The organism is Gilvimarinus sp. DA14, assembly GCF_024204685.1.
Taxonomy (GTDB): Bacteria; Pseudomonadota; Gammaproteobacteria; order Pseudomonadales; family Cellvibrionaceae; genus Gilvimarinus.
This window is the reverse complement of record NZ_CP100350.1, coordinates 3,154,827-3,172,823: the sequence shown is the minus strand read 5'-3', so window position 1 is coordinate 3,172,823 and position 17,997 is coordinate 3,154,827. Positions and strand designations below refer to the sequence as shown.

Sequence of the window (17,997 nt, the reverse complement as noted above, 5' to 3'; positions counted from 1 at the left end):
GACTGAAATAAAAACTATTAAGGAACGGCTTTAATGATTTTCCCCGTTATTCTTTCCGGAGGCTCTGGCAGTCGCCTTTGGCCTATGTCTCGAGAGCTTTACCCTAAGCAGTTTCTTCCACTGGTCGGTGAAAGCACGCTTTTGCAAGAAACGTTGCAAAGACTAGCCGGACTCAAACCCCACGCTCCAATACTGGTCTGTAACGAAGAGCACCGATTCCTGGCTGCCGAACAATTGCGCCAGATTAACCAGCTGGATCACAACATTATTCTTGAGCCCGTGGGTAAAAATACGGCCCCTGCCATTGCTTTAGCTGCGTTTACCGCTTTAAAGACAGATCCAAATGCCCTTTTGCTGGTATTACCTGCAGACCATGTTATTCAGAACGCCGAGGCTTTTCGTGCTGAGGTAGAAAAAGCCACCGCGGCAGCGCAAGGCGGCGACTTAGTCACTTTTGGCATAGTCCCGACCTACCCGGAAACTGGTTATGGCTATATTCAAGCCGGTACCAGCCAAACGCTTGGCTATAAGGTTCAAAGTTTTGTAGAAAAGCCGGATTTGCGTACTGCCAAAACTTACTTAGCCAGCGGAGATTACTACTGGAACAGCGGTATGTTCCTGTTTCGGGCCGACCGTTATCTAGCAGAGCTTGAACAGCACCGGCCTGTCATCTACCAGGCCTGTAAGGACTCATTTTCAGCCCCAGAAGAAGACTTAGATTTTATCCGGGTGAACAAAGAAATATTCTCACAATGCCCGTCAGAATCGATTGATTACGCCGTGATGGAAAACACCAAGCGCGCCACCGTATTCCCTTTAGATGCGGGGTGGAGTGACGTAGGCTCCTGGTCCTCAATGGCAGATGTGTCAGATAAAGATGAAAATGGCAACACCAGTAAAGGTGATGTAATTCAACACAACAGCCGCAACACCTATGTTTTTGCTGAGAACTCTCTGGTCAGCACGGTTGGCCTGGATGGCCTGGTAGTTGTGCAAACAAAAGATGCCGTCTTAGTAGCAGCGAAAGACCAGGTTCAGGATGTTAAAACCATTGTGCAATCACTGAAGGCCTCTGCACGATCTGAGTACCGGCTGCACCGGGATGTTTACCGACCTTGGGGAATGTATGAATCGATTGATGCCGGATACCGCTATCAAGTCAAGCGTATCACCGTAAACCCAGGTGCAAAATTATCGGTACAAATGCATCATCATCGCGCAGAGCACTGGGTGGTTGTTTCTGGCACTGCCAAGGTTACGATTGACGATGACACAAAACTGATTGCTGAAAACCAGTCGGTTTATATTCCGGTCGGCAGTGTGCACGCACTAGAAAACCCGGGTCAAATTCCACTTCAGCTTATTGAGGTACAGAGCGGGCCTTACCTGGGTGAGGACGATATTGTTCGCCTTGAAGATAAGTATGGTCGTAACTAAGTCAAAACTGAGATTTCCATTCTAAGTTCTACCTAATATCTGGAAGTCAATAGCTTTTACGAAACGACCCCATCAATAACCGCCAATGTTTTCGCCAGCGCGCCGCGATTTTGCTCTGCCACTTGCAGTGCATTTTGGCCGGACTGCTCGCGGGCGGTTTGATCGGTAAACAAGCGTTCCACCTCTGTCCCGATAGCCTGGGCGTCTGGAGTAATCTTTAACGCATTCGCCTCAATGAGTAACCGCGACACTTCGGCGAAGTTATACAGTACCGGCCCGCCTAGCAATGGTTTGGCCCAAACGGCGGGTTCGATAAAGTTGTGCCCGCCTACGTCGGCCAAGGTGCCGCCCATAAAAACCATGTCGCTGGCGCCGTATAGCAGCATTAGCTCGCCCATGGTGTCGCCGAGCATCACATCGGTTTGCACATCGGGTACTTTTTGGCTGGAGCGATGAACGCTGTTAAAGCCGCGTGTTTGTATTAGCTGCCCTACCCGTTCAAACCTTTCTGGGTGGCGCGGTACTAACACCATTAATAGTTGCTCCGCGCCGATTCCTTTTGCCCTTAATGTGCCCAAGGCATCGAGGATTATTTCATCTTCTCCGGCGTGGGTGCTGGCCACCAGCCAAACCTGGCGCCGGCCGTTTAGGGTCCAGTCGCGCGCCAAAGCCTCGCTTCGCTCTCGCAGCTCGGGGGCAATGGTTATATCGAACTTAATATTACCGGTAACCTGCGCTTTATCTGCCGCAAGCCCCAAATGAAAAAGGCGTTCGGCATCGGCCTTTTGTTGGATGGCCGCCGCTGACAGCTGAGCCAGCATACGCGAGGTTAACTTGGCTAAGCGCCCGTAGCCGCGGGCCGAGCGCTCGGATAGACGAGCGTTGATCAATACGCTGGGCAGGCCTTTACGATGTGCTACGGCGAGGGTGTTAGGCCAGAGCTCGGTTTCCATAATGACCAGTGCGTCTGGCTGCAGTTTGTTTATAAAGCGAGCTATGGCAAAAGGAAGGTCGTAGGGCATGTAGGTATGCAGTACCTGGCCTGCCTCGATGTGGCTGGCCAAAGTCTCGCGCGCCCGCTCGGAGCCGGTGATAGTGGTGCTGGTAATTAACAGCTCAATATCATCGCGCTGCAATAACTGACGAATTAACGGCTGTGCGCCCAAAAACTCCCCCACCGATACGGTGTGTAACCACAGGCGTTTTTTCTGCTTGGGCACGGCTGCCACAAAACCAAAACGCTCGCCCAAGCGCTCGATATGCCGCCGATCGCGCCGCGCGCGCCAGCACTGGCGCAATAGCACCAGGGGAATAAACAGGGCATAAATGACGGTGTAGAGAAATCGCATAGCGGCCATTCAAAAGCGCACAGCATAGCGTGAGAGGGGGCTGATATAAAGGTGGCGCAGGGTCGGATGTCTGAGGTTTGAGGCAAAAAAGCCCGCTTGCGCGGGCTAAGTTCACTAATGATTACTGACTTTCAGGGCACTGAACACGTCGTTAAAGCTGTGCGCTACGGGCTCGATATCCAGGTAGCGATCCAGGCGATGGGCGATTTCATCGGCGCTGATTAAGCCGCAGATTTCTTCGTTGTCTTCCAGCACCAGCAGATAGCTGGCGCCTTCAAACTCCAGCACTTCAACCAGGTCGGAGACGCGGGCGCGCTCCATGACTTTGCGGTATATACCCTGCAAGCGCACGGTGGGGGTCATGATGTCTTTAACGGTCAAATCGGCACGGGCCACGCCCATGGCCGAGGCGGTGGCCAGCACTTTTACGCTTTCGATGTCGCGCACGCTGACAATACCCAGCAATTGGTTGTTGCGCCCCACCACCAGTTTGATTTTGGAGTGGGTAATGCGCATCAGGTAGGCGGCGTCGTCCACGCTTACGGTCTGGTCAATCACCATTGGCTGGCGGCTGTCGAAGTCGATAAAGACCTTCTCCGCTGGACTGGTGGGGGTCAGTTCGGGGGTTTGTACATTGCTCAGGGTCAGTTTGTGGTTTAACCGACACACAGGAATACTCGGTACGGGTTTCATAGTAATCTCCTCGCCGCAGACGCACTGCGGGCTTTAAACACGAAAAAAGAAAAGGTTTTTAAGCGTGATTAAAGGCGGGAGGTGCCCGGGCAATAAAGGCGAGAATACTGGCGGCCGCAGAGCGCGACGCGCGGCCGGAACAAAGACTGGCCGCGCCGTGGCTGGCTAAAGCGGCCTCGCCGGTGCGAATCAGATCGTGATCCGGTTCATCCAGAGAGTTCTGGTTGTGATTGATATCGACGGCGAGTAAATCGACCGCCAGCGAATCGGCAACCGCGGCTGGCTCAACCTTTTGTGGTTGGCCGCCCAAAGACATGACCAGCAACAATATAGGCAGCAGCCACCAGCCGGATACCCGGCGGCGCTGGTTAACCTGATTGGCTGGCAATGCGTACATAGATACCTTGTGCAAAAATTGGCCTTTTAGGCCCGTTAAACTGATATAAGGCTTTGGGGCTGTTATTTCAACAGGCTTATAAAAACTTTACCAGTTCATTTTTTGTTTAATGAGGTCGGTCAGCAACTCGGCGTTAGCGCGGTTGTGCTCCACCCTCGGGTGTTGGCCATAGCCGGTAAAGGGGAAAAATACGGTGGCAAACTCACCCTGGGGATAAAGCTCGCGCATTTGAGCGGTAGCTTGTTCAATATAGCCCGGCCAGGGCGAGCCCTCGGCGGTGGCATCCATACTGCCAAGCGCGGTTACCATTAACGCATCTGGGTATTTACTGTGTATGGATTGCAAAAACTCCAGGTAGGCGGCAATGCGCTGCTCAGCGGAGGGAACCGGGTCCAGCCGGTCTTCCACCAGCCAGCTGTCGTTTTGCATTAAATTGACCACCACCACCTGAGGCGTCCAGCGGCTGAAATCCCACTGGCTGTCGTTGTCGCCGTCGGCGGTGAGCTGATCGTAAAAATCCGGCATGGTGAAATCAAACCAGCTGATCATAACCCCAATCCCGCTTTGCGAGATCGCGCGGTAGTCGGCGTTAAGGGCGCGGGCCGTCATCGCACCATAAGACATAAACGCGTTTTTATCGGCCAGCTTGCCGTCCTCCCCGCGCAGGGGGGCCATAACGCCCATGCCGCTGGTAATGGAGTCACCATAAATTTCAATACGGCGTTCGGGCAACGCGGGCGGGGCCAACAGCTTGGCCTCGTCATTTAATGCTACGCCAAGAAAACGGGTCACCCCCTCTTCGCCTTCGGTGCGCTTTACCAGGGTTAGCTGATGCTCGCCCTCGGGCAACCCCTCGGCCACGCCATAGCGATGTTTGCCGGGCAACAAATCCAGCACAATTGGGTTATCCCAATCGCGATTGATAAAAGCGCTGTAAAAGTTATTGCCGCTGTCGTCGTCCAGTATTACCGCTACTTCGCTGCCGGCAAAGCGCAGATCGATACGGGTGGCAGGCCAGCTCAGCACCGGCGCGGCGGGCTCGCTAAAATCAATTCGGCCCTGGTAGCTAAAGTGCTTTTGGTTCGGCGCGGCAAGCTGCTCGGCAGCGGCAAAGTTACACACTAGCGCAGCACACAGCGCCAAGACAGAGCGAGCAAACATATCTTTCATGGCATTATCTCGATTTTGCTAAAACGCGCATTATAGCGAATCATTATTTTCATCCCGATGAACCAGCACCACTTCACGTCCAGACGGCAGGCGAATACGGGTTACCCTCACCCCGGCATCCTTTTGCAAGGCTTCCAGTTCGCCCGCGCCAATAGGCGGCGGCTTTTTCGGCTTTAATAGCCGCAGGTATTTTTGAATAAACGCAAACATCCCCAACACTCCTTGTGTGGGGGCCGATAGCGCGGCAGCAGATTAGAAACAGGAAAGGTCTAACAAGGCCGCGGTCTATACGCGGCCCCTGTTATTTTCAGATAAATTCCAGATTCCGCAAATTAACCATGCAAACACCACTTGTGCAGCGGCGAGCGCCGGCCCAAGTAACGGTGGTCATAATGTGCATGCAGGTTTTCATTGCTGATTGCCAATATGGAATTTAGTTATAGCTACTGTTGATTATGGAATAAGCAGCCAAGCCGCAATAGTACAGACATTAAACAGGCCGCTCAAGGCTTAACCAAGACAAATTCGATGAGCAAATACAAAATTAGTACTGCCAACAACATAACCGCCGAATAAATCATTTGCGGGTGGCGCAAGCGCCAGAGATGTTTGGTTTGCTCCCAGGGGGATAATTTATGGCCCTGCTTTAAACGCGGGTAGACCCACTTTTTCAGCTCCGCCTCGTTAAAAAAGCGCATATTCGGGTTGCCCAGCGCCAGGGCTATTTGATCGGCAAAAATAAAGTGCTGACTGTAAGCAAGCTCAGCCCCCCTGGCGACAGTGCGTGCACCTTTGCCATCCACTAGTACCAGCGATTCGCCAATTACGCCGAGTCGCGAGGCGGACAAAAAGCCAAATAAACGCTGTACTCCCCAGCTGACGACGGCCAAAAACACCACCATAATCACCCCCAGTTGCATAATAGCCGCGGGCGTCTCTTCGGCGCCAAAATAAAGCAGCGCCAAGGCCAGTAGCATAAAGCCCCAAATGACCCAGATGATTTTCGGCAACCAGTGATGCCAGGGTTTAAGTGCCGACGGCAGCCAGACAATTTCGTCGCTCCCCGTGGGCGTTACCTCGCCATCAACACTGAAGGTTTTTGCTCTGCCCGCCGAGCGAATTGCTGCTCGGGTCTGCTCTTTTTCCAGCAACCACGCGGCAATAAAGCCGCCAACAAGCACCAGTACAAACAGCGCGATAGCCGTGTTTTTCCACAATTGGTAGTGGCTGTAACGCGCCAGATAACGCTGCTCCAGCGCGGCCAGACTCTCTGACTCTACCCTGTGGGCCCTTTGGCTTTGCACGTTAATGCGCACCAGTTTGGGCTCGGCAAAATCACTCAGCCACAAATCGCCCTGCCAGAGCTGAATGGCCAGCGGGTCGGTAAGCCCCGCACCAGACAATACATTGGCCGCGAGTGGCTGGCTGACCTCGCCCTCGCCGGTCACCAACGCGAGGCGCCCATTGGCCATCGCATTGTTACCCACCAGCACCCAAAAGCCATCGCGGGTGGGCGTTAGCTGGTGGGGCCAGCGGTGCTCACCGCCCAAAGTAACCCGATAACTGTTTACCTCGGTCGCAAACTTATCAGTGGCGGTGTTTAGCTCAACCAGGCGATGATGATTGGTATCGGCCAGCCACAATGAGCCCTCGCGGATGATTAATTGATTGGGGAATTTAAAACCTTCGCGGCGCGCGGCCAGTACCTCGCCGCTGGCGCTGAGTTTATACACACTGTGGTCGGCAGTATCGGCAAGGTAAATGACGTTTTGTTCGCGGTCGACGGCCAAGCGCAGACTGCGGGCGGGCAACACTTGCGGGTTAAGTAATGGCTGACAATCCAAGGGAGCCAGCCGGCAACGGTAGAAGCCATCGGCCCGGGCTCCGGCTTGCACTGCACTGCCAAGGCGCGAAGGCTCGCGTAAGCGCAAAAAAGCCTTGATGTTTTGCCACACCCCCAAGGGGGCAGCGCGGTGATACACCAGCACATCGCCATTGGCAAAAAAGTCAAAGTCGCCCACCGGGCGCAGCCCTTCGATTTGCAAATCCAAGGCCCGGCGCTCGCGGCCAGTTTCATCTAACCACACCAGTGAGCGGTCGAAATTCACTACCAGGTCACCCTGGTACAGCCGCATAAAGCCGTAACCGTAAAGTCCTGCCTGCTTAGCACCCGCCCAGACATACAATCCCAGCGCACACATTACGCTGGCGATAATAATAATGGCGGCGACTTTAGACTTTCCCTGCATGCTCGTTGTTTCCCTGCTTGGTAATTAGCTACATTTTTATGGGTGGCAATAGTAACTAAGTTGCACAACACTGTCAGCCGCCCACGGCGGCAAAAAAAACCAATAGCCGATATACTACGCGCCCTAATTCACACAGCCATCGGGTAGTTATGCAAGCGAGCTCGGCCAGCCCCACAATCAACCTGGATATTGCCATCATCGGTGGCGGTATTGCTGCGCTGTGGCTGCTGGAGAGGTTGCGCCGAGCCGGTTACACGGCCGCGCTGTTCAGCGATGGCCCCTTGGGTGCCGGGCAAACGGTGGCATCGCAGGGCATGATTCACGGCGGAGTCAAATACACCCTGGCGGGTACGCTTTCCGGCGCCTCGGAAGCCATTGCCGATATGCCCGAGCACTGGCGCGCCTGCCTGGCAGGCAAGGGGGACGTGGATTTGCGCCAAACCCGAGTGCTGAGCGACCACTTTTATATGTGGTCCACCTCCACTGTGGGTAAGCTCACCAGCTTTTTTGCCAGCCGCGCCCTGCGCGGGCGGGTGGAAAAAGTAGGCAAAGCCGAGCGCCCCGCCCTGTTCGCCAACCCGGCATTTAGCGGCAGCCTTTACAAGCTGGTGGATATGGTGCTGGATGTTCCCTCGCTGGTGGCCAACCTGGCCGCCAATAACGCCGGGTATATTTTTCAGCTAGACAGCGGCTACCAGTGGCACCGCGAGGGCACGCGAGCGCAGCAAAGGCTGGGTTGCGGCACCGTGATTAACGCCGGGCAATTTATATTTGCCGCCGGCAAAGGCAACCAGGCTTTGCTGCAGGCCGTGGACGCGCAGCAACCCGAGCAGCAACTGCGCCCCTTGCGCCAACTGGTGGTGCGCCACGATAACCCCTACCCGTTTTATGGCCACTGCCTGGGCGCCGAGAAAACCCCGCGCCTGACAATTAGCAGCCATCCGGGCGCCGACGGCCGTATGGTGTGGTATCTGGGCGGCAGCCTCGCCGAAGAGGGCGCGAGATTAAGCGATGACCAGCTGATTGCCAAAGGCCGCGCCGAGCTGCAGCAATTATTTCCCTGGCTGGAATTTTCCCATGCCGAGTTTTCCACGCTGTACATCGAGCGCGCCGAGCCCAAGCAGCCGGGCCTGGTGCGGCCCGATCAAGCCTATGCCGAGCCCGTACCCGGGTTGGATAACGTGATCGCAGCCTGGCCAACCAAACTAACCCTAACACCCAATATGGCGCAGCAAATTATGCCGCAGCTTGCAGCGCCGGGCGCGAACCACAGTGACGCGCTGGAGCAACTGCGCCAACGGTTAAGCCCACCGGCGTTGGCCGCCCTACCCTGGGAGACAACACCATGAATCAATTTGACCACCGCCCCCTGGGCAGTACCGGTATACACGTCAGCGCCATTGGCCTGGGCACAGTAAAGCTCGGCCGTAATCAGGGGGTGAAATACCCCAGCGCTTTCGAGCTGCCTAGTGACGCCGCAGCCCAGGCTTTGCTAGAGACCGCCCGCGAGTGCGGCATCACCCTGATTGATACGGCCCCGGCCTATGGCCTGAGCGAAGAACGCTTGGGCAAACTGTTGGGCGCAGGCGCACACGACTGGGTGATATGCAGTAAAACTGGTGAGGAATATATTAACGGCAGCAGCCATTTTGACTTCAGCGCCGCTCACACCCGCGCCAGTGTAGAGCGCTCGCTTAAACGCCTGCAGCGCGACTGGCTGGATTTAGTACTGGTCCACTCCGACGGTAACGATGTCGACATTATTGAAAACTCAGGTGCATTTGAGGCCCTCGGCAAACTCAAGCAAGAAGGCAGTATTCGCGCCTTTGGTATGTCTACCAAAACCGTGGCAGGCGGCATCTTGGCCGCGCGCGAATCCGATTGCGTAATGGTGACCTACAACCCGGGCCATATTGAAGAGCAGGCGGTGATTGACGAGTGCCTTAAACTCAACAAAGGGGTGCTGTTAAAAAAAGCACTGGCCAGCGGCCATTTAAACAGCGAAGATGCCGACCCGGTGCAAACCTGCCTGGACTTTGCCTACGCCCACGCCGGCGTTACCAGCGCGATTATTGGCACCATCAACCCGCAGCATTTACGTGATAACATCGCCAAAGCAAAAAAGGCCCTGACATGACACAAGCGAGCGAAAGCGACTGGCTCGATGCAGTAAAATGGGACGCCGACGGCCTGGTGCCGGCCATCGCCCAGGACCACAAAACCGGCCGCATTTTAATGATGGCCTGGATGAACCGCGAGGCCTTGGCGCTTACCGCCAAAGAGGGACGCGCCGTTTACTGGTCGCGTTCGCGCGGTAAGCTGTGGCGCAAGGGTGAGTCATCCGGGCACGTGCAAACCCTGCACGAAATGCGCCTGGACTGCGACGCAGATGTGATTGTACTGCAGGTGGAACAACTGGGCGGCATTGCCTGCCACACCGGGCGCGAAAGCTGCTTTTACCGCACCTACAAAGATGGCGCCTGGCACACGGTTGACCCGGTGATAAAAGACCCCAGCGAGATTTACTAATGAGTGACAAGCAAGATATTCTGGCCGAACTGACCCGTATACTCGAGGCGCGCAAAAATGCCGCCGACGGCGAAAAATCCTACGTCGCCAGCTTGCATCAAAAAGGGCTCAATAAAATTTTGGAAAAAGTCGGCGAGGAAGCCACAGAAACTATTCTGGCGGCCAAAGACGCGCAGACCAGCGGCGACAAACGCGAGCTTATTGCCGAGACCGCTGACCTGTGGTTTCACTCGCTGGTAATGCTGTCGCACTTGGATGAATCCGCCGATAGCGTATTAAACGAACTGGCCCGCCGCTTCGGCGTATCCGGGCACGACGAAAAAGCCGCGCGCAAGTCCTGAGCGCAGACATCATTGAGTATTTGAGGAATTCCACATGGGCAATATCAGTATCTGGCAGCTGTTAATCGTACTCGCCATTGTCATTATGCTGTTTGGCACCAAACGCCTGCGCGGCATGGGCTCAGACTTGGGCGAAGCCATTAAAGGTTTTAAAAAGTCCGTCAGTGACGAGGACAAACACGAAGATCCGAAAAAAATCGACGCCGAGGCCGCCGAGTCCGAAAGCGCTGACACCGCGAAAAGCGACGATAAAACCAAAAGCCACTAAGACCTGAAACGTGTTTGATATCGGCTTTTTTGAGCTGCTGGTAATCGCCATTGTCTCGCTGGTGATTATCGGCCCCGAGCGTCTGCCCGAAACCGTGCGCAGCGTCAGCCTGTGGATTGGCCGGCTCAAGCGCAGCCTGCGCGAAACCCGCAGCGAAATTGAAAAACAAATTGGCGCCGACGATATTCGTCGCCAGTTGCACAACGAAGAAATTATGCGCAACCTCGAGGCCACCCGCCGCGATATTGAAGAGGCGGTAGACCCAGAGCGCACCAAGCGCATGCACGGCCACTATGGCCCGCCGCCGGAAGAACCCATGCACGCCCACGGCGAGGCGAGCGATAAGACTGAACCCCGTAAAGCGGACGACGCCGATAAATCATGAGTGACTCTACCGATCAAGAGCTGCCCTTAGTGCAGCACTTAATAGAGCTGCGCAACCGTTTATTGCGCGCGATTTTGGTCACCGGCATTGTCTGTGCCTGCCTGCTGCCGTTTTCGGCCGAGATTTACGACTTTGCCTCCAAGCCTTTGCAGGTTTACTTGCCCGAAAACAGCCAGATGATCGCCACCGAAGTGGCCTCGCCGTTTTTAACCCCGTTTAAACTCACGCTGTTTCTGGCGTTTGTGATCAGCGTGCCCTTTATTTTGTATCAGGCCTGGGCCTTTATTGCCCCGGGTTTGTACAAACATGAAAAACAATTGGCCCTGCCTATACTCGCCTCGTCGGTATTGCTGTTTTACGCCGGGATGGCCTTTGCGTACTTTGTGGTATTCCCTCTGGTGTTCGGCTTTTTTACCTCGGTGGGGCCCGCCAATGTCGCCATCATGACCGACATTAGCCGCTATCTGGATTTTGTTCTGAAGCTGTTTTTCGCCTTTGGTGTGGCTTTTGAGATTCCCATTGCGGCGGTACTACTGATTTTGGCCGGAGTGGTCACTCCCGATGGGCTGGCGAAAAAACGCCCCTATGTGATTGTGGGTTGCTTTGTCATAGGCATGTTGCTGACACCGCCCGATGTAATTTCGCAAACCTTGCTGGCACTGCCCATGTGGCTGCTGTTTGAAGCGGGGGTTTTCTTCGGCCGCTTGCTGTATCGCAAACACGGCACCACCGAAAATGATCAGGGAGGTGCGGACCAGTAGCAGTCCGCACCTTTTCTACATTGCCCGCTGGGCGAACACCTCTGTCACAGTCTCTTTATTACCACCCCAGCGATTCCACCCCATCTCGTGGAAGTAAAAAGCCACGGTGTTGATGGCCGGCTCTACCAAGGCCACGGCGCTGCCGATCAAAATATCGCCGGTTAACAGGTAAGTCACTGTGAACGCGACGGTGAAGTGCAATACTGCGAAGGTTATTGTCTTAGTCATTACCGCCTCCGGTTAAAAGTTTGAGTGAATTAACAACCTTGAGATAATAATAACCACTCTCATTTAACCCCTCAAAGCAATTAGATAAATCCATTAAATAGCCCCAAGCTATCAAGCGGCATGGTTTAGCCCCGCCGCCCCATAAACCCCTTCATTTGCGCCCTGCCCGGCGCGTTGCTATACACAATAAAAGCAAAACAATTCGCCGCTTCGCCTTAACGTTGCGCCAAAGCGGCCGATAACAAATTGCTGAAGCCACACCATCAGGGACTGCCCGTGCTGAAATTAAAGATATCTCATAAGCTTTTGCTGATCGTTGCCATTGCGCTAATTGCGTTCGTGGTCAGTCAGGGCTACGCGCTTTTGGTAGAAAAAGACAATGCTGCGCGTCTGCGCGATGTCCAAAGCAAGCTTTATCCCAGCCTTGAGCTCACCACAGTCAATCTCGGCAGTCTGCTGCTGATGGAGCAGTACATTAACTCGGCAGTGACCACTGGCGATACCGAGCCTTTAACCGCAGCGCAAAAGCAGTATCAACTTATCAGCGCCAATCTGGACAAACTGGCCGAGCTCAATACTGAACAACAGATCGGCGACACAAAGAACCTGCTCACCACCTGGTACAACAACGCCATCGAGATCGCCCGCAGTTTTATTGACGGCACGGTGGATTTTTCCAAAATCGCTGATACTGCCCGTCGCAATGCGGACCGCCTAGAAAAACTGCGCGGGCAACTGGAGCAGATGAAACTGGCCAACGAGCGCGCGTTTACCCAATCCATTGGCACCACTGTTGACAGTTCGGCTCAGGCCAGCCGCATATCCCTGGGTATTTCTCTGGCAGCCGTCATTGCCCTGGTGATACTCAGCCTTATTATCGGCCGTTCCATTACCCGTAACCTGCAACAGGTATCTCACTCGCTGCATGAAATGGCCTCGGGTGAGGGAGACTTGACCTCACGCATTGACTATCGGGGCAACGATGAAATTCTCGAACTGGTCGAAAACTTCAATATATTTGTTGCCAAGCTCCATCACTCCTTTGCTGAAGTGTTACAGGACGTGGGTTCGCTAAGTTCGGTATCCACCCGATTAACCGCCACCAGCGATAAAAATGTGGATGAAATTGGCGCTCAGGCGCGAGCCATATCCGCCACGCGCAACGCTATTGAAGACTTGATGAGCAGTGTTGAGCAAGTCGCGGGTTTTGCCCGCAACGCCTCGGCGCAGGCCGGGGAAATTAACCAGACGGCCGCTCAGAGCCAGGCGACACTAAATACCAATGTACAAACTATTACCGAACTTGCCGGAGACGTACGCAACTCGGCAGAGGTGGTTAATAAGTTTGACGGTTTTAGCAACGATGTTGGCCAACTGCTCAACACCATTCAAAACGTGGCGGAGCAAACCAACTTATTGGCACTCAACGCTGCCATTGAAGCCGCGCGCGCTGGCGAACACGGTCGGGGGTTTGCGGTAGTGGCAGACGAGGTTCGTGACCTGGCTGTGCGCACCCGCCAAGCGACCGAAGAAATTCACACCGTGATCAGCGAACTGCAACAGGTTTCTCAGAGCGCCGTAAGCGCTATGGAGGCCAGTGTTGAACGGGCCAATACTGGCGTGGAAGCCACCCGCGAATCCGAGCAGTCGCTGCGCAGCATTCTTACCAGCGTTAAAGAAATCAGCACCTTTAACGAACAAATCGCCAGCGCCACTCAAGAGCAAGGCCATACCTTTAACCAAGTTCTCGAACATGTCACCAACATTCATCAAAACACCGAAACCGTTACCAGCAGTACCAGCGCCATGAATGAAATCTGTCAGGATATCGACGACATTTCGCAACGGCTGGGCAAGGTAGCATCGCAATTTAAAGTGTAAATAACACTTCGAGGGAGAGTCATTCATGCAACCTATTAAACACACCAAAAAAGCGCTGGCATTAGCGTTGAGCAGCGTGATCTGTAGCTACGCCAGTGTCGCTCAGACCAGTGACGAGCGTATCGATCAACTGGAACAGCAGGTACAAAACCTGCAAACACAAGTTAACAAGCCAGACGACAACCGCCTGCGCTTTAACGGTTTTTTAAGTGTCGGCTACGGCCTGGCGAGCAACGATGGCGGCTATGCCGGCTACACCGAAGAGGGCAGTTTTAACCCCGAGAGCTTGTTCGGTTTACAGGGCGCTTTCACTTTGACCGACAAAACCGAAGTTACTATGCAGTTGGTCGGGCGCGGCAACGACGACTGGGACCCTAGCATTGAATGGGCCTACATTAGCCATCAATTTACCCCGGTGTTTAAAATGCGCGCCGGTAAAATGCGCCTGCCCCTGTTTATGTATTCCGATTCGTTGGAAGTAGGCTATGCCCAGCCCTGGATTCGCCCCCCTGAAGAAGTTTATGGCAATGTACCTGTCACCAGTTACACGGGTATCGACGGCCTTTACGATGTCAACTTTGATATGTCCACCCTCACTTTCCAGGCATTTATGGGCGAGTCAGAAGAAGACATCAGCAACCTCGGGCAAGCGGTTCGCCTGGAGGTAAACGATTTGTTTGGCGGCTCGGCCACCTGGACCGATTTTATCTGGACCCTGCGCGGCAACCTCGCCACCTCTGAAATCACCATTGGCGGAGATGATCTAAAAACCGATTTTTACGGCCTGGGCGCCAGTTACAACAACGGCAGCTTGCAGGTTATCTCCGAGTTTACTCGCTTGGAAATTGAAGGGCCTACGCCGGATACAGACTCGGGGTATATTACCCTCGCCTATACCTTTGGTAGCCTCGCCCCCTACTTTACTTACTCAATGCAAGAATCAACCGACGATGATGAGCGCCCTTATTCGCGCGAATTTATTTTTAATGCGATTAACACCCCCGGCAGCCCGCTATTTGGTCAGCTAAGCGCGCTGGCGCTTTCAGATGTGCAAAATTCAGAGCGCACGGCGTACAGCTTGGGGCTACGCTGGGATGCCATGAGTAATGTAGCGGTAAAATTCGATGTCACCCGCGCCACTGACTTTGGCGATACCGGCGGCGATTTACCTGGCAATGTTGCTCCCAGTATTGCCTATGATGATATCGACGTGTACTCCATTAAAATCGATTCAGCGTTCTAACAGGAGAAAAGAAGATGCGTAACTTTTTATTAGCCCTGTCTTTTCTCGCACCCTTTACCTGCGCCGAGGTGGTGGTTATAACCAACCCTTCTGGCCCCGATGCCATGGACGCCAACCAGGTGAGAGATTTATTTATCGGCCGCAGCAAGTCACTGCCCAACGGGCAGAGCGCTGACCCGATTGACCTGGAGTCGGGCCAGGCACTGCGCGAAGAGTTTCACAATAAAGTCACGGGGCGCTCACAGGCCCAGCTAAACGCGTTTTGGTCAAAACAGGTTTTTACCGGTAAAGGGCAGCCGCCGCGTACCCTGGACTCTACCGCTGCCGTAAAAGCGGCAGTAGCCAGCACGCCGGGAGCGATTGGCTATATTGATTCCAGCGAAGTGGATGCTTCTGTCAAGGTGGTGCTGACACCCTGATCAAAGAACTCGCACTGAGAAAGAAAAAGCCGGCATTGCGCCGGCTTTTTTATAGGTTTTTTGTCAGGCTGACAATCAATAGTACAAAGAGCAATAAAGATAGTCCCTGCCAAAATCTTATCGGATCGCGCTCGATCAAAGGCGGCTTGGTTTGATTTAAAAACTGACGATTGGGCCGCCGCAAATCCATTATAAATTCGCTTAGCTCGCGGTAACGTTTTGCGGGTTTAACCTGCACCGACTTGGCAATAGCGGCATCGACCCACGGGGGAATACCTTTGCGCTTAGGGATCATAGAGCGATACTGCAGGTTTTGTCGCGCCCGGCCACTGGCCGCCTGCGCCACAGAAGTGCCGTAAGGCAGATCGCCGCTGAGCATTTGGTAGGTGATTACCCCGAGCGAAAAAATATCCGAGTAAGCGCCGGCGGCCTCGCCATTAAAATATTCAGGGGCGGTAAATTGTGCGGTGCCAGGTATCTCGTTAGTAGGTGTCTGCGTCTCGGCCACACCGGCTACCCGTGTTGCGCCAAAGTCGATAATTTTTACCGTGCCCTCGGTGTCGATCATTATATTGTTAGGACGCAGATCCTGATGAATCATTTCCTGGCGGTGAAACGCCTGCAGACCACGGGCTACCTGTTCGATAATATCGCGCACAATTTCGAGCTTGGGCTGAGGGTTGTCGCGCATCCATTGCACTAATGTCTGTCCCTCGATGTATTCGGTGGCGATATACAAATATCGCTTGGCGCGCGAACGCTCGGCGGCTTTCAAGACATGGACATTATCAATGCGCCGCGCAATCCAGTCCTCCATTAAAAAATGCTCTAAGTACTCTGGTTGACTGCGCATTTCCACCGAGGGTGTTTTGACCACTACCTTAGCGCCAGTTTCTAAATCTTCGGCCAAAAACACATGACTGCGACTGGAGATATAAATCTCGCGCAGTACCTTGTAACCATCAAACTCCATGCGCGGCTGCAGGCGCGGCGGCAGCGGCAGGCTATGCAATTGCTGCTGAACTTCATGCATACCACGAAGCGGCAAACTATCCACCTGTAACAGCTGGACGCTCAGGTTGTCATCACTGCCATTGGTAAGCGCCAAGTCCACCATGGCTCGGGCGGCGCGGTTTAAGTCCGCGGCATGCTCTTGCCATATACGCGTAATTTCTGCCGCCGAAGCAAACTCATAAAGGCCATCGGTAGCGAGCAAAAAGCGATCGCCCTCTTGCAGGTTCAGCTGTTGGTAATCCAGCTCAAGGGTATATTCCACCCCCAGCGCGCGTGTCAGGTAGCTGGTGTTGGCGTCGATGCGGCGGCGGTGATCTTCCGTTAGAGGTTCCAGCGCATCACCCGCGATACGGTAAATACGGCTGTCGCCACAGTGAAAAAGATGCGCGGTATTGGATTTTAAAATCAGTGCGCAAAAAGTGCAGATATAACCCTTGTCGCGCTCAAACCGGTAAGGGCTATTGCGAGTTTGCGAGTACAGCCAGGAGTTGGTGGCCTGCAACACTTTGCGAGCGGCGTTCTTTACCGACCAGGCATCCGAGGTGCAATAGTAATCGTCGAGAAAACTCGATACCGCCGTCTCGGCGGCCACTTGGCTGACGTGACTGCTACTGATCCCATCGGCCAATGCGATCGCAATGCCTTTGCTGCTGAGCAGCGGCTCGTTGGGAGTACAAGCGCCGACAAAATCCTGATTGATTTTTTTGCGGCCTTTGTCTGTGCATTGGCCAATACGCACTTGTAACTTATCGTTCATGAATCAACCAAAAAACTCCGCCCACCAATGGTGGACGGAGTCTCAACTGTACGCGTTTTAGCGGCCGATGCTGCGCTCGGGGCTGGTACGCACATGGGTGTAGTACAAGGGCAAGCCCACTAACAGGAAGCCGCCCACCAAATTACCCAGAGCAGTGGGCAACTCGTTCCACAGCAGGTAATCCGCTACCGTGAAGTCACCGCCCATAATCATAGAGAAGGGGAACAAAAACATGTTCACAATAGAGTGCTCAAAACCCATAAAGAAGAAGAGCATTACCGGCATCCACATAGCCGCCATTTTACCGGTAGCCGAGGTAGACACCATGGCACCGACAACACCCATGGATACCATCCAGTTACACAGCATGCCGCGAATAAAAATGGTGATCCAGCCATCCAGGCCGTGAGCCTGATAACCCACGGTACGGGACTCACCAATCTCACCCACTTTGGCCGCCAGGGCGCCGCCATCTACGTTGTAGCCGTAGGTAAGGATAAACGACATAAAAAAGGCGACGGTTAACGCGCCGGCAAAGTTGCCACAAAACACCAGCCCCCAGTTGCGCATGACCTGGCCAAAGGTGACGCCGGGGCGCTTATCAATTAACGCCAGAGGCACCAGGGTAAACACCCCGGTTAGAAGGTCGAACTTCATCAGGTACAACATGATAAAGCCCACCGGGAAGAGCAACGAGCCAATCAGTGGGCTGCCGGTTTTGACGATCACGGTAATCGCGAACATTGCCGCCAGGCCGAGAATCGCGCCGGCCATAAATGCGCGGATTAGGGTGTCCTTGGTGGACATGTACACTTTCTGCTCGCCGGAGTCGACCATCTTGGTGACGAACTCGGAGGGTTCAATATAAGCCATGGG

The 17,997-nt window shown here is 54.1% G+C and carries 20 protein-coding genes; 11 read left to right on the top strand and 9 right to left on the bottom strand.

The genetic code is table 11. The annotated features are described in order from the left end of the window. The first annotated feature begins 33 nt into the window (after nucleotides 1-33). A complete protein-coding gene (locus tag NHM04_RS13865; protein ID WP_254264357.1) occupies nucleotides 34-1,437 on the top strand; it encodes a mannose-1-phosphate guanylyltransferase/mannose-6-phosphate isomerase in 1,404 nt (467 codons plus the stop codon). 56 nt (nucleotides 1,438-1,493) lie between these two features. Here NHM04_RS13865 and waaA read toward each other — a convergent pair whose 3' ends face one another. The 6 genes from waaA to NHM04_RS13835 form a co-directional block, all read right to left on the bottom strand. After that, nucleotides 1,494-2,786, bottom strand: coding sequence for a lipid IV(A) 3-deoxy-D-manno-octulosonic acid transferase (gene waaA, locus NHM04_RS13860; RefSeq protein WP_254264356.1), 1,293 nt, complete (start codon nucleotides 2,784-2,786; stop codon nucleotides 1,494-1,496). Nucleotides 2,787-2,900: 114 nt separating this feature from the next. Then, the gene (locus NHM04_RS13855; RefSeq protein WP_254264355.1) at nucleotides 2,901-3,479 is read right to left on the bottom strand and encodes a CBS domain-containing protein; all 579 of its coding nucleotides are present in this window, start codon (nucleotides 3,477-3,479) and stop codon (nucleotides 2,901-2,903) included. A 58-nt stretch (nucleotides 3,480-3,537) separates the two neighbouring features. After that, nucleotides 3,538-3,876, bottom strand: a complete 339-nt coding sequence (locus tag NHM04_RS13850) for a hypothetical protein (RefSeq protein WP_254264354.1) — start codon at nucleotides 3,874-3,876, stop codon at nucleotides 3,538-3,540. An 87-nt stretch (nucleotides 3,877-3,963) separates the two neighbouring features. Continuing rightward, nucleotides 3,964-5,046, bottom strand: coding sequence for a GDSL-type esterase/lipase family protein (locus NHM04_RS13845; RefSeq protein ID WP_254264353.1), 1,083 nt, complete (start codon nucleotides 5,044-5,046; stop codon nucleotides 3,964-3,966). A gap of 30 nt (nucleotides 5,047-5,076) precedes the next feature. Then, nucleotides 5,077-5,256, bottom strand: coding sequence for a hypothetical protein (locus tag NHM04_RS13840; RefSeq protein WP_254264352.1), 180 nt, complete (start codon nucleotides 5,254-5,256; stop codon nucleotides 5,077-5,079). A gap of 293 nt (nucleotides 5,257-5,549) precedes the next feature. Then, nucleotides 5,550-7,295 (bottom strand): hypothetical protein, encoded by a 1,746-nt coding sequence (locus tag NHM04_RS13835; RefSeq protein WP_254264351.1) that lies wholly within the window; start codon nucleotides 7,293-7,295, stop codon nucleotides 5,550-5,552. A gap of 149 nt (nucleotides 7,296-7,444) precedes the next feature. Here NHM04_RS13835 and NHM04_RS13830 point away from each other — a divergent pair, with 149 nt between their 5' ends. The 7 genes from NHM04_RS13830 to tatC are packed head-to-tail and all read left to right on the top strand — an operon-like array spanning nucleotide 7,445 to nucleotide 11,579. Next, nucleotides 7,445-8,644, top strand: coding sequence for an FAD-dependent oxidoreductase (locus NHM04_RS13830; RefSeq protein ID WP_254264350.1), 1,200 nt, complete (start codon nucleotides 7,445-7,447; stop codon nucleotides 8,642-8,644). Continuing rightward, a complete protein-coding gene (locus NHM04_RS13825) occupies nucleotides 8,641-9,432 on the top strand; it encodes an aldo/keto reductase (RefSeq protein WP_254264349.1) in 792 nt (263 codons plus the stop codon). The genes NHM04_RS13830 and NHM04_RS13825 overlap by 4 nt, the downstream gene beginning before the upstream one ends. Beyond that, nucleotides 9,429-9,824, top strand: a complete 396-nt coding sequence (gene hisI / locus NHM04_RS13820; RefSeq protein WP_254264348.1) for a phosphoribosyl-AMP cyclohydrolase — start codon at nucleotides 9,429-9,431, stop codon at nucleotides 9,822-9,824. Before NHM04_RS13825 ends, hisI begins: the two co-directional genes overlap by 4 nt. Next, nucleotides 9,824-10,165 (top strand): phosphoribosyl-ATP diphosphatase, encoded by a 342-nt coding sequence (locus NHM04_RS13815; RefSeq protein ID WP_254264347.1) that lies wholly within the window; start codon nucleotides 9,824-9,826, stop codon nucleotides 10,163-10,165. The genes hisI and NHM04_RS13815 overlap by 1 nt, the downstream gene beginning before the upstream one ends. 34 nt (nucleotides 10,166-10,199) lie before the next feature. Continuing rightward, nucleotides 10,200-10,433, top strand: a complete 234-nt coding sequence (gene tatA, locus NHM04_RS13810) for a twin-arginine translocase TatA/TatE family subunit (protein WP_254264346.1) — start codon at nucleotides 10,200-10,202, stop codon at nucleotides 10,431-10,433. 10 nt (nucleotides 10,434-10,443) lie between these two features. Continuing rightward, a complete protein-coding gene (gene tatB, locus NHM04_RS13805) occupies nucleotides 10,444-10,818 on the top strand; it encodes a Sec-independent protein translocase protein TatB (RefSeq protein WP_254264345.1) in 375 nt (124 codons plus the stop codon). Next, nucleotides 10,815-11,579, top strand: coding sequence for a twin-arginine translocase subunit TatC (gene tatC, locus NHM04_RS13800; RefSeq protein ID WP_254264344.1), 765 nt, complete (start codon nucleotides 10,815-10,817; stop codon nucleotides 11,577-11,579). Before tatB ends, tatC begins: the two co-directional genes overlap by 4 nt. Before the next feature lie 15 nt (nucleotides 11,580-11,594). Here the strand turns inward: tatC and NHM04_RS13795 are convergent, their stop codons facing one another. Then, a complete protein-coding gene (locus NHM04_RS13795) occupies nucleotides 11,595-11,807 on the bottom strand; it encodes a DUF2061 domain-containing protein (RefSeq protein ID WP_254264343.1) in 213 nt (70 codons plus the stop codon). Between the two features lie 276 nt (nucleotides 11,808-12,083). On the opposite strand from NHM04_RS13795, the gene NHM04_RS13790 reads away from it, so the two are divergent. The 3 genes from NHM04_RS13790 to NHM04_RS13780 are packed head-to-tail and all read left to right on the top strand — an operon-like array spanning nucleotide 12,084 to nucleotide 15,350. Then, nucleotides 12,084-13,688 (top strand): methyl-accepting chemotaxis protein, encoded by a 1,605-nt coding sequence (locus NHM04_RS13790; RefSeq protein WP_254264342.1) that lies wholly within the window; start codon nucleotides 12,084-12,086, stop codon nucleotides 13,686-13,688. Between the two features lie 25 nt (nucleotides 13,689-13,713). Further along, complete coding sequence (locus tag NHM04_RS13785; protein ID WP_254264341.1) at nucleotides 13,714-14,931, top strand: porin; 1,218 nt, start codon at nucleotides 13,714-13,716, stop codon at nucleotides 14,929-14,931. A 14-nt stretch (nucleotides 14,932-14,945) separates the two neighbouring features. Further along, on the top strand, nucleotides 14,946-15,350 hold the full coding sequence (locus NHM04_RS13780; protein ID WP_254264340.1) for a phosphate ABC transporter substrate-binding protein: 405 nt from the start codon (nucleotides 14,946-14,948) through the stop codon (nucleotides 15,348-15,350). 49 nt (nucleotides 15,351-15,399) lie between these two features. Here the strand turns inward: NHM04_RS13780 and NHM04_RS13775 are convergent, their stop codons facing one another. Both NHM04_RS13775 and NHM04_RS13770 read right to left on the bottom strand, forming a co-directional pair. Continuing rightward, entirely contained in the window at nucleotides 15,400-17,121 is a 1,722-nt protein-coding gene (locus NHM04_RS13775; protein ID WP_254264339.1) for a bifunctional protein-serine/threonine kinase/phosphatase, read from the bottom strand. Between the two features lie 57 nt (nucleotides 17,122-17,178). Continuing rightward, nucleotides 17,179-17,994: a formate/nitrite transporter family protein gene (locus NHM04_RS13770; RefSeq protein ID WP_254264338.1), complete on the bottom strand. Its 816-nt coding sequence runs from the start codon at nucleotides 17,992-17,994 to the stop codon at nucleotides 17,179-17,181. Nucleotides 17,995-17,997: the final 3 nt, after the last annotated feature.

Bases quoted from the DNA above. Each gene is read 5' to 3' on its own strand.
- NHM04_RS13830 (WP_254264350.1), top strand. From the start codon at position 7,445: ATGCAAGCGAGCTCGGCCAGCCCCACAATCAACCTGGATATTGCCATC.
- NHM04_RS13865 (WP_254264357.1), top strand. From the start codon at position 34: ATGATTTTCCCCGTTATTCTTTCCGGAGGCTCTGGCAGTCGCCTTTGG.
- NHM04_RS13825 (WP_254264349.1), top strand. From the start codon at position 8,641: ATGAATCAATTTGACCACCGCCCCCTGGGCAGTACCGGTATACACGTC.
- NHM04_RS13780 (WP_254264340.1), top strand. From the start codon at position 14,946: ATGCGTAACTTTTTATTAGCCCTGTCTTTTCTCGCACCCTTTACCTGC.
- NHM04_RS13795 (WP_254264343.1), bottom strand. From the start codon at position 11,807: ATGACTAAGACAATAACCTTCGCAGTATTGCACTTCACCGTCGCGTTC.
- NHM04_RS13840 (WP_254264352.1), bottom strand. From the start codon at position 5,256: ATGTTTGCGTTTATTCAAAAATACCTGCGGCTATTAAAGCCGAAAAAG.
- waaA (WP_254264356.1), bottom strand. From the start codon at position 2,786: ATGCGATTTCTCTACACCGTCATTTATGCCCTGTTTATTCCCCTGGTG.
- NHM04_RS13855 (WP_254264355.1), bottom strand. From the start codon at position 3,479: ATGAAACCCGTACCGAGTATTCCTGTGTGTCGGTTAAACCACAAACTG.
- NHM04_RS13770 (WP_254264338.1), bottom strand. From the start codon at position 17,994: ATGGCTTATATTGAACCCTCCGAGTTCGTCACCAAGATGGTCGACTCC.
- NHM04_RS13845 (WP_254264353.1), bottom strand. From the start codon at position 5,046: ATGAAAGATATGTTTGCTCGCTCTGTCTTGGCGCTGTGTGCTGCGCTA.
- NHM04_RS13775 (WP_254264339.1), bottom strand. From the start codon at position 17,121: ATGAACGATAAGTTACAAGTGCGTATTGGCCAATGCACAGACAAAGGC.
- tatA (WP_254264346.1), top strand. From the start codon at position 10,200: ATGGGCAATATCAGTATCTGGCAGCTGTTAATCGTACTCGCCATTGTC.
- hisI (WP_254264348.1), top strand. From the start codon at position 9,429: ATGACACAAGCGAGCGAAAGCGACTGGCTCGATGCAGTAAAATGGGAC.
- NHM04_RS13835 (WP_254264351.1), bottom strand. From the start codon at position 7,295: ATGCAGGGAAAGTCTAAAGTCGCCGCCATTATTATTATCGCCAGCGTA.
- NHM04_RS13850 (WP_254264354.1), bottom strand. From the start codon at position 3,876: ATGTACGCATTGCCAGCCAATCAGGTTAACCAGCGCCGCCGGGTATCC.
- NHM04_RS13815 (WP_254264347.1), top strand. From the start codon at position 9,824: ATGAGTGACAAGCAAGATATTCTGGCCGAACTGACCCGTATACTCGAG.
- tatC (WP_254264344.1), top strand. From the start codon at position 10,815: ATGAGTGACTCTACCGATCAAGAGCTGCCCTTAGTGCAGCACTTAATA.
- NHM04_RS13785 (WP_254264341.1), top strand. From the start codon at position 13,714: ATGCAACCTATTAAACACACCAAAAAAGCGCTGGCATTAGCGTTGAGC.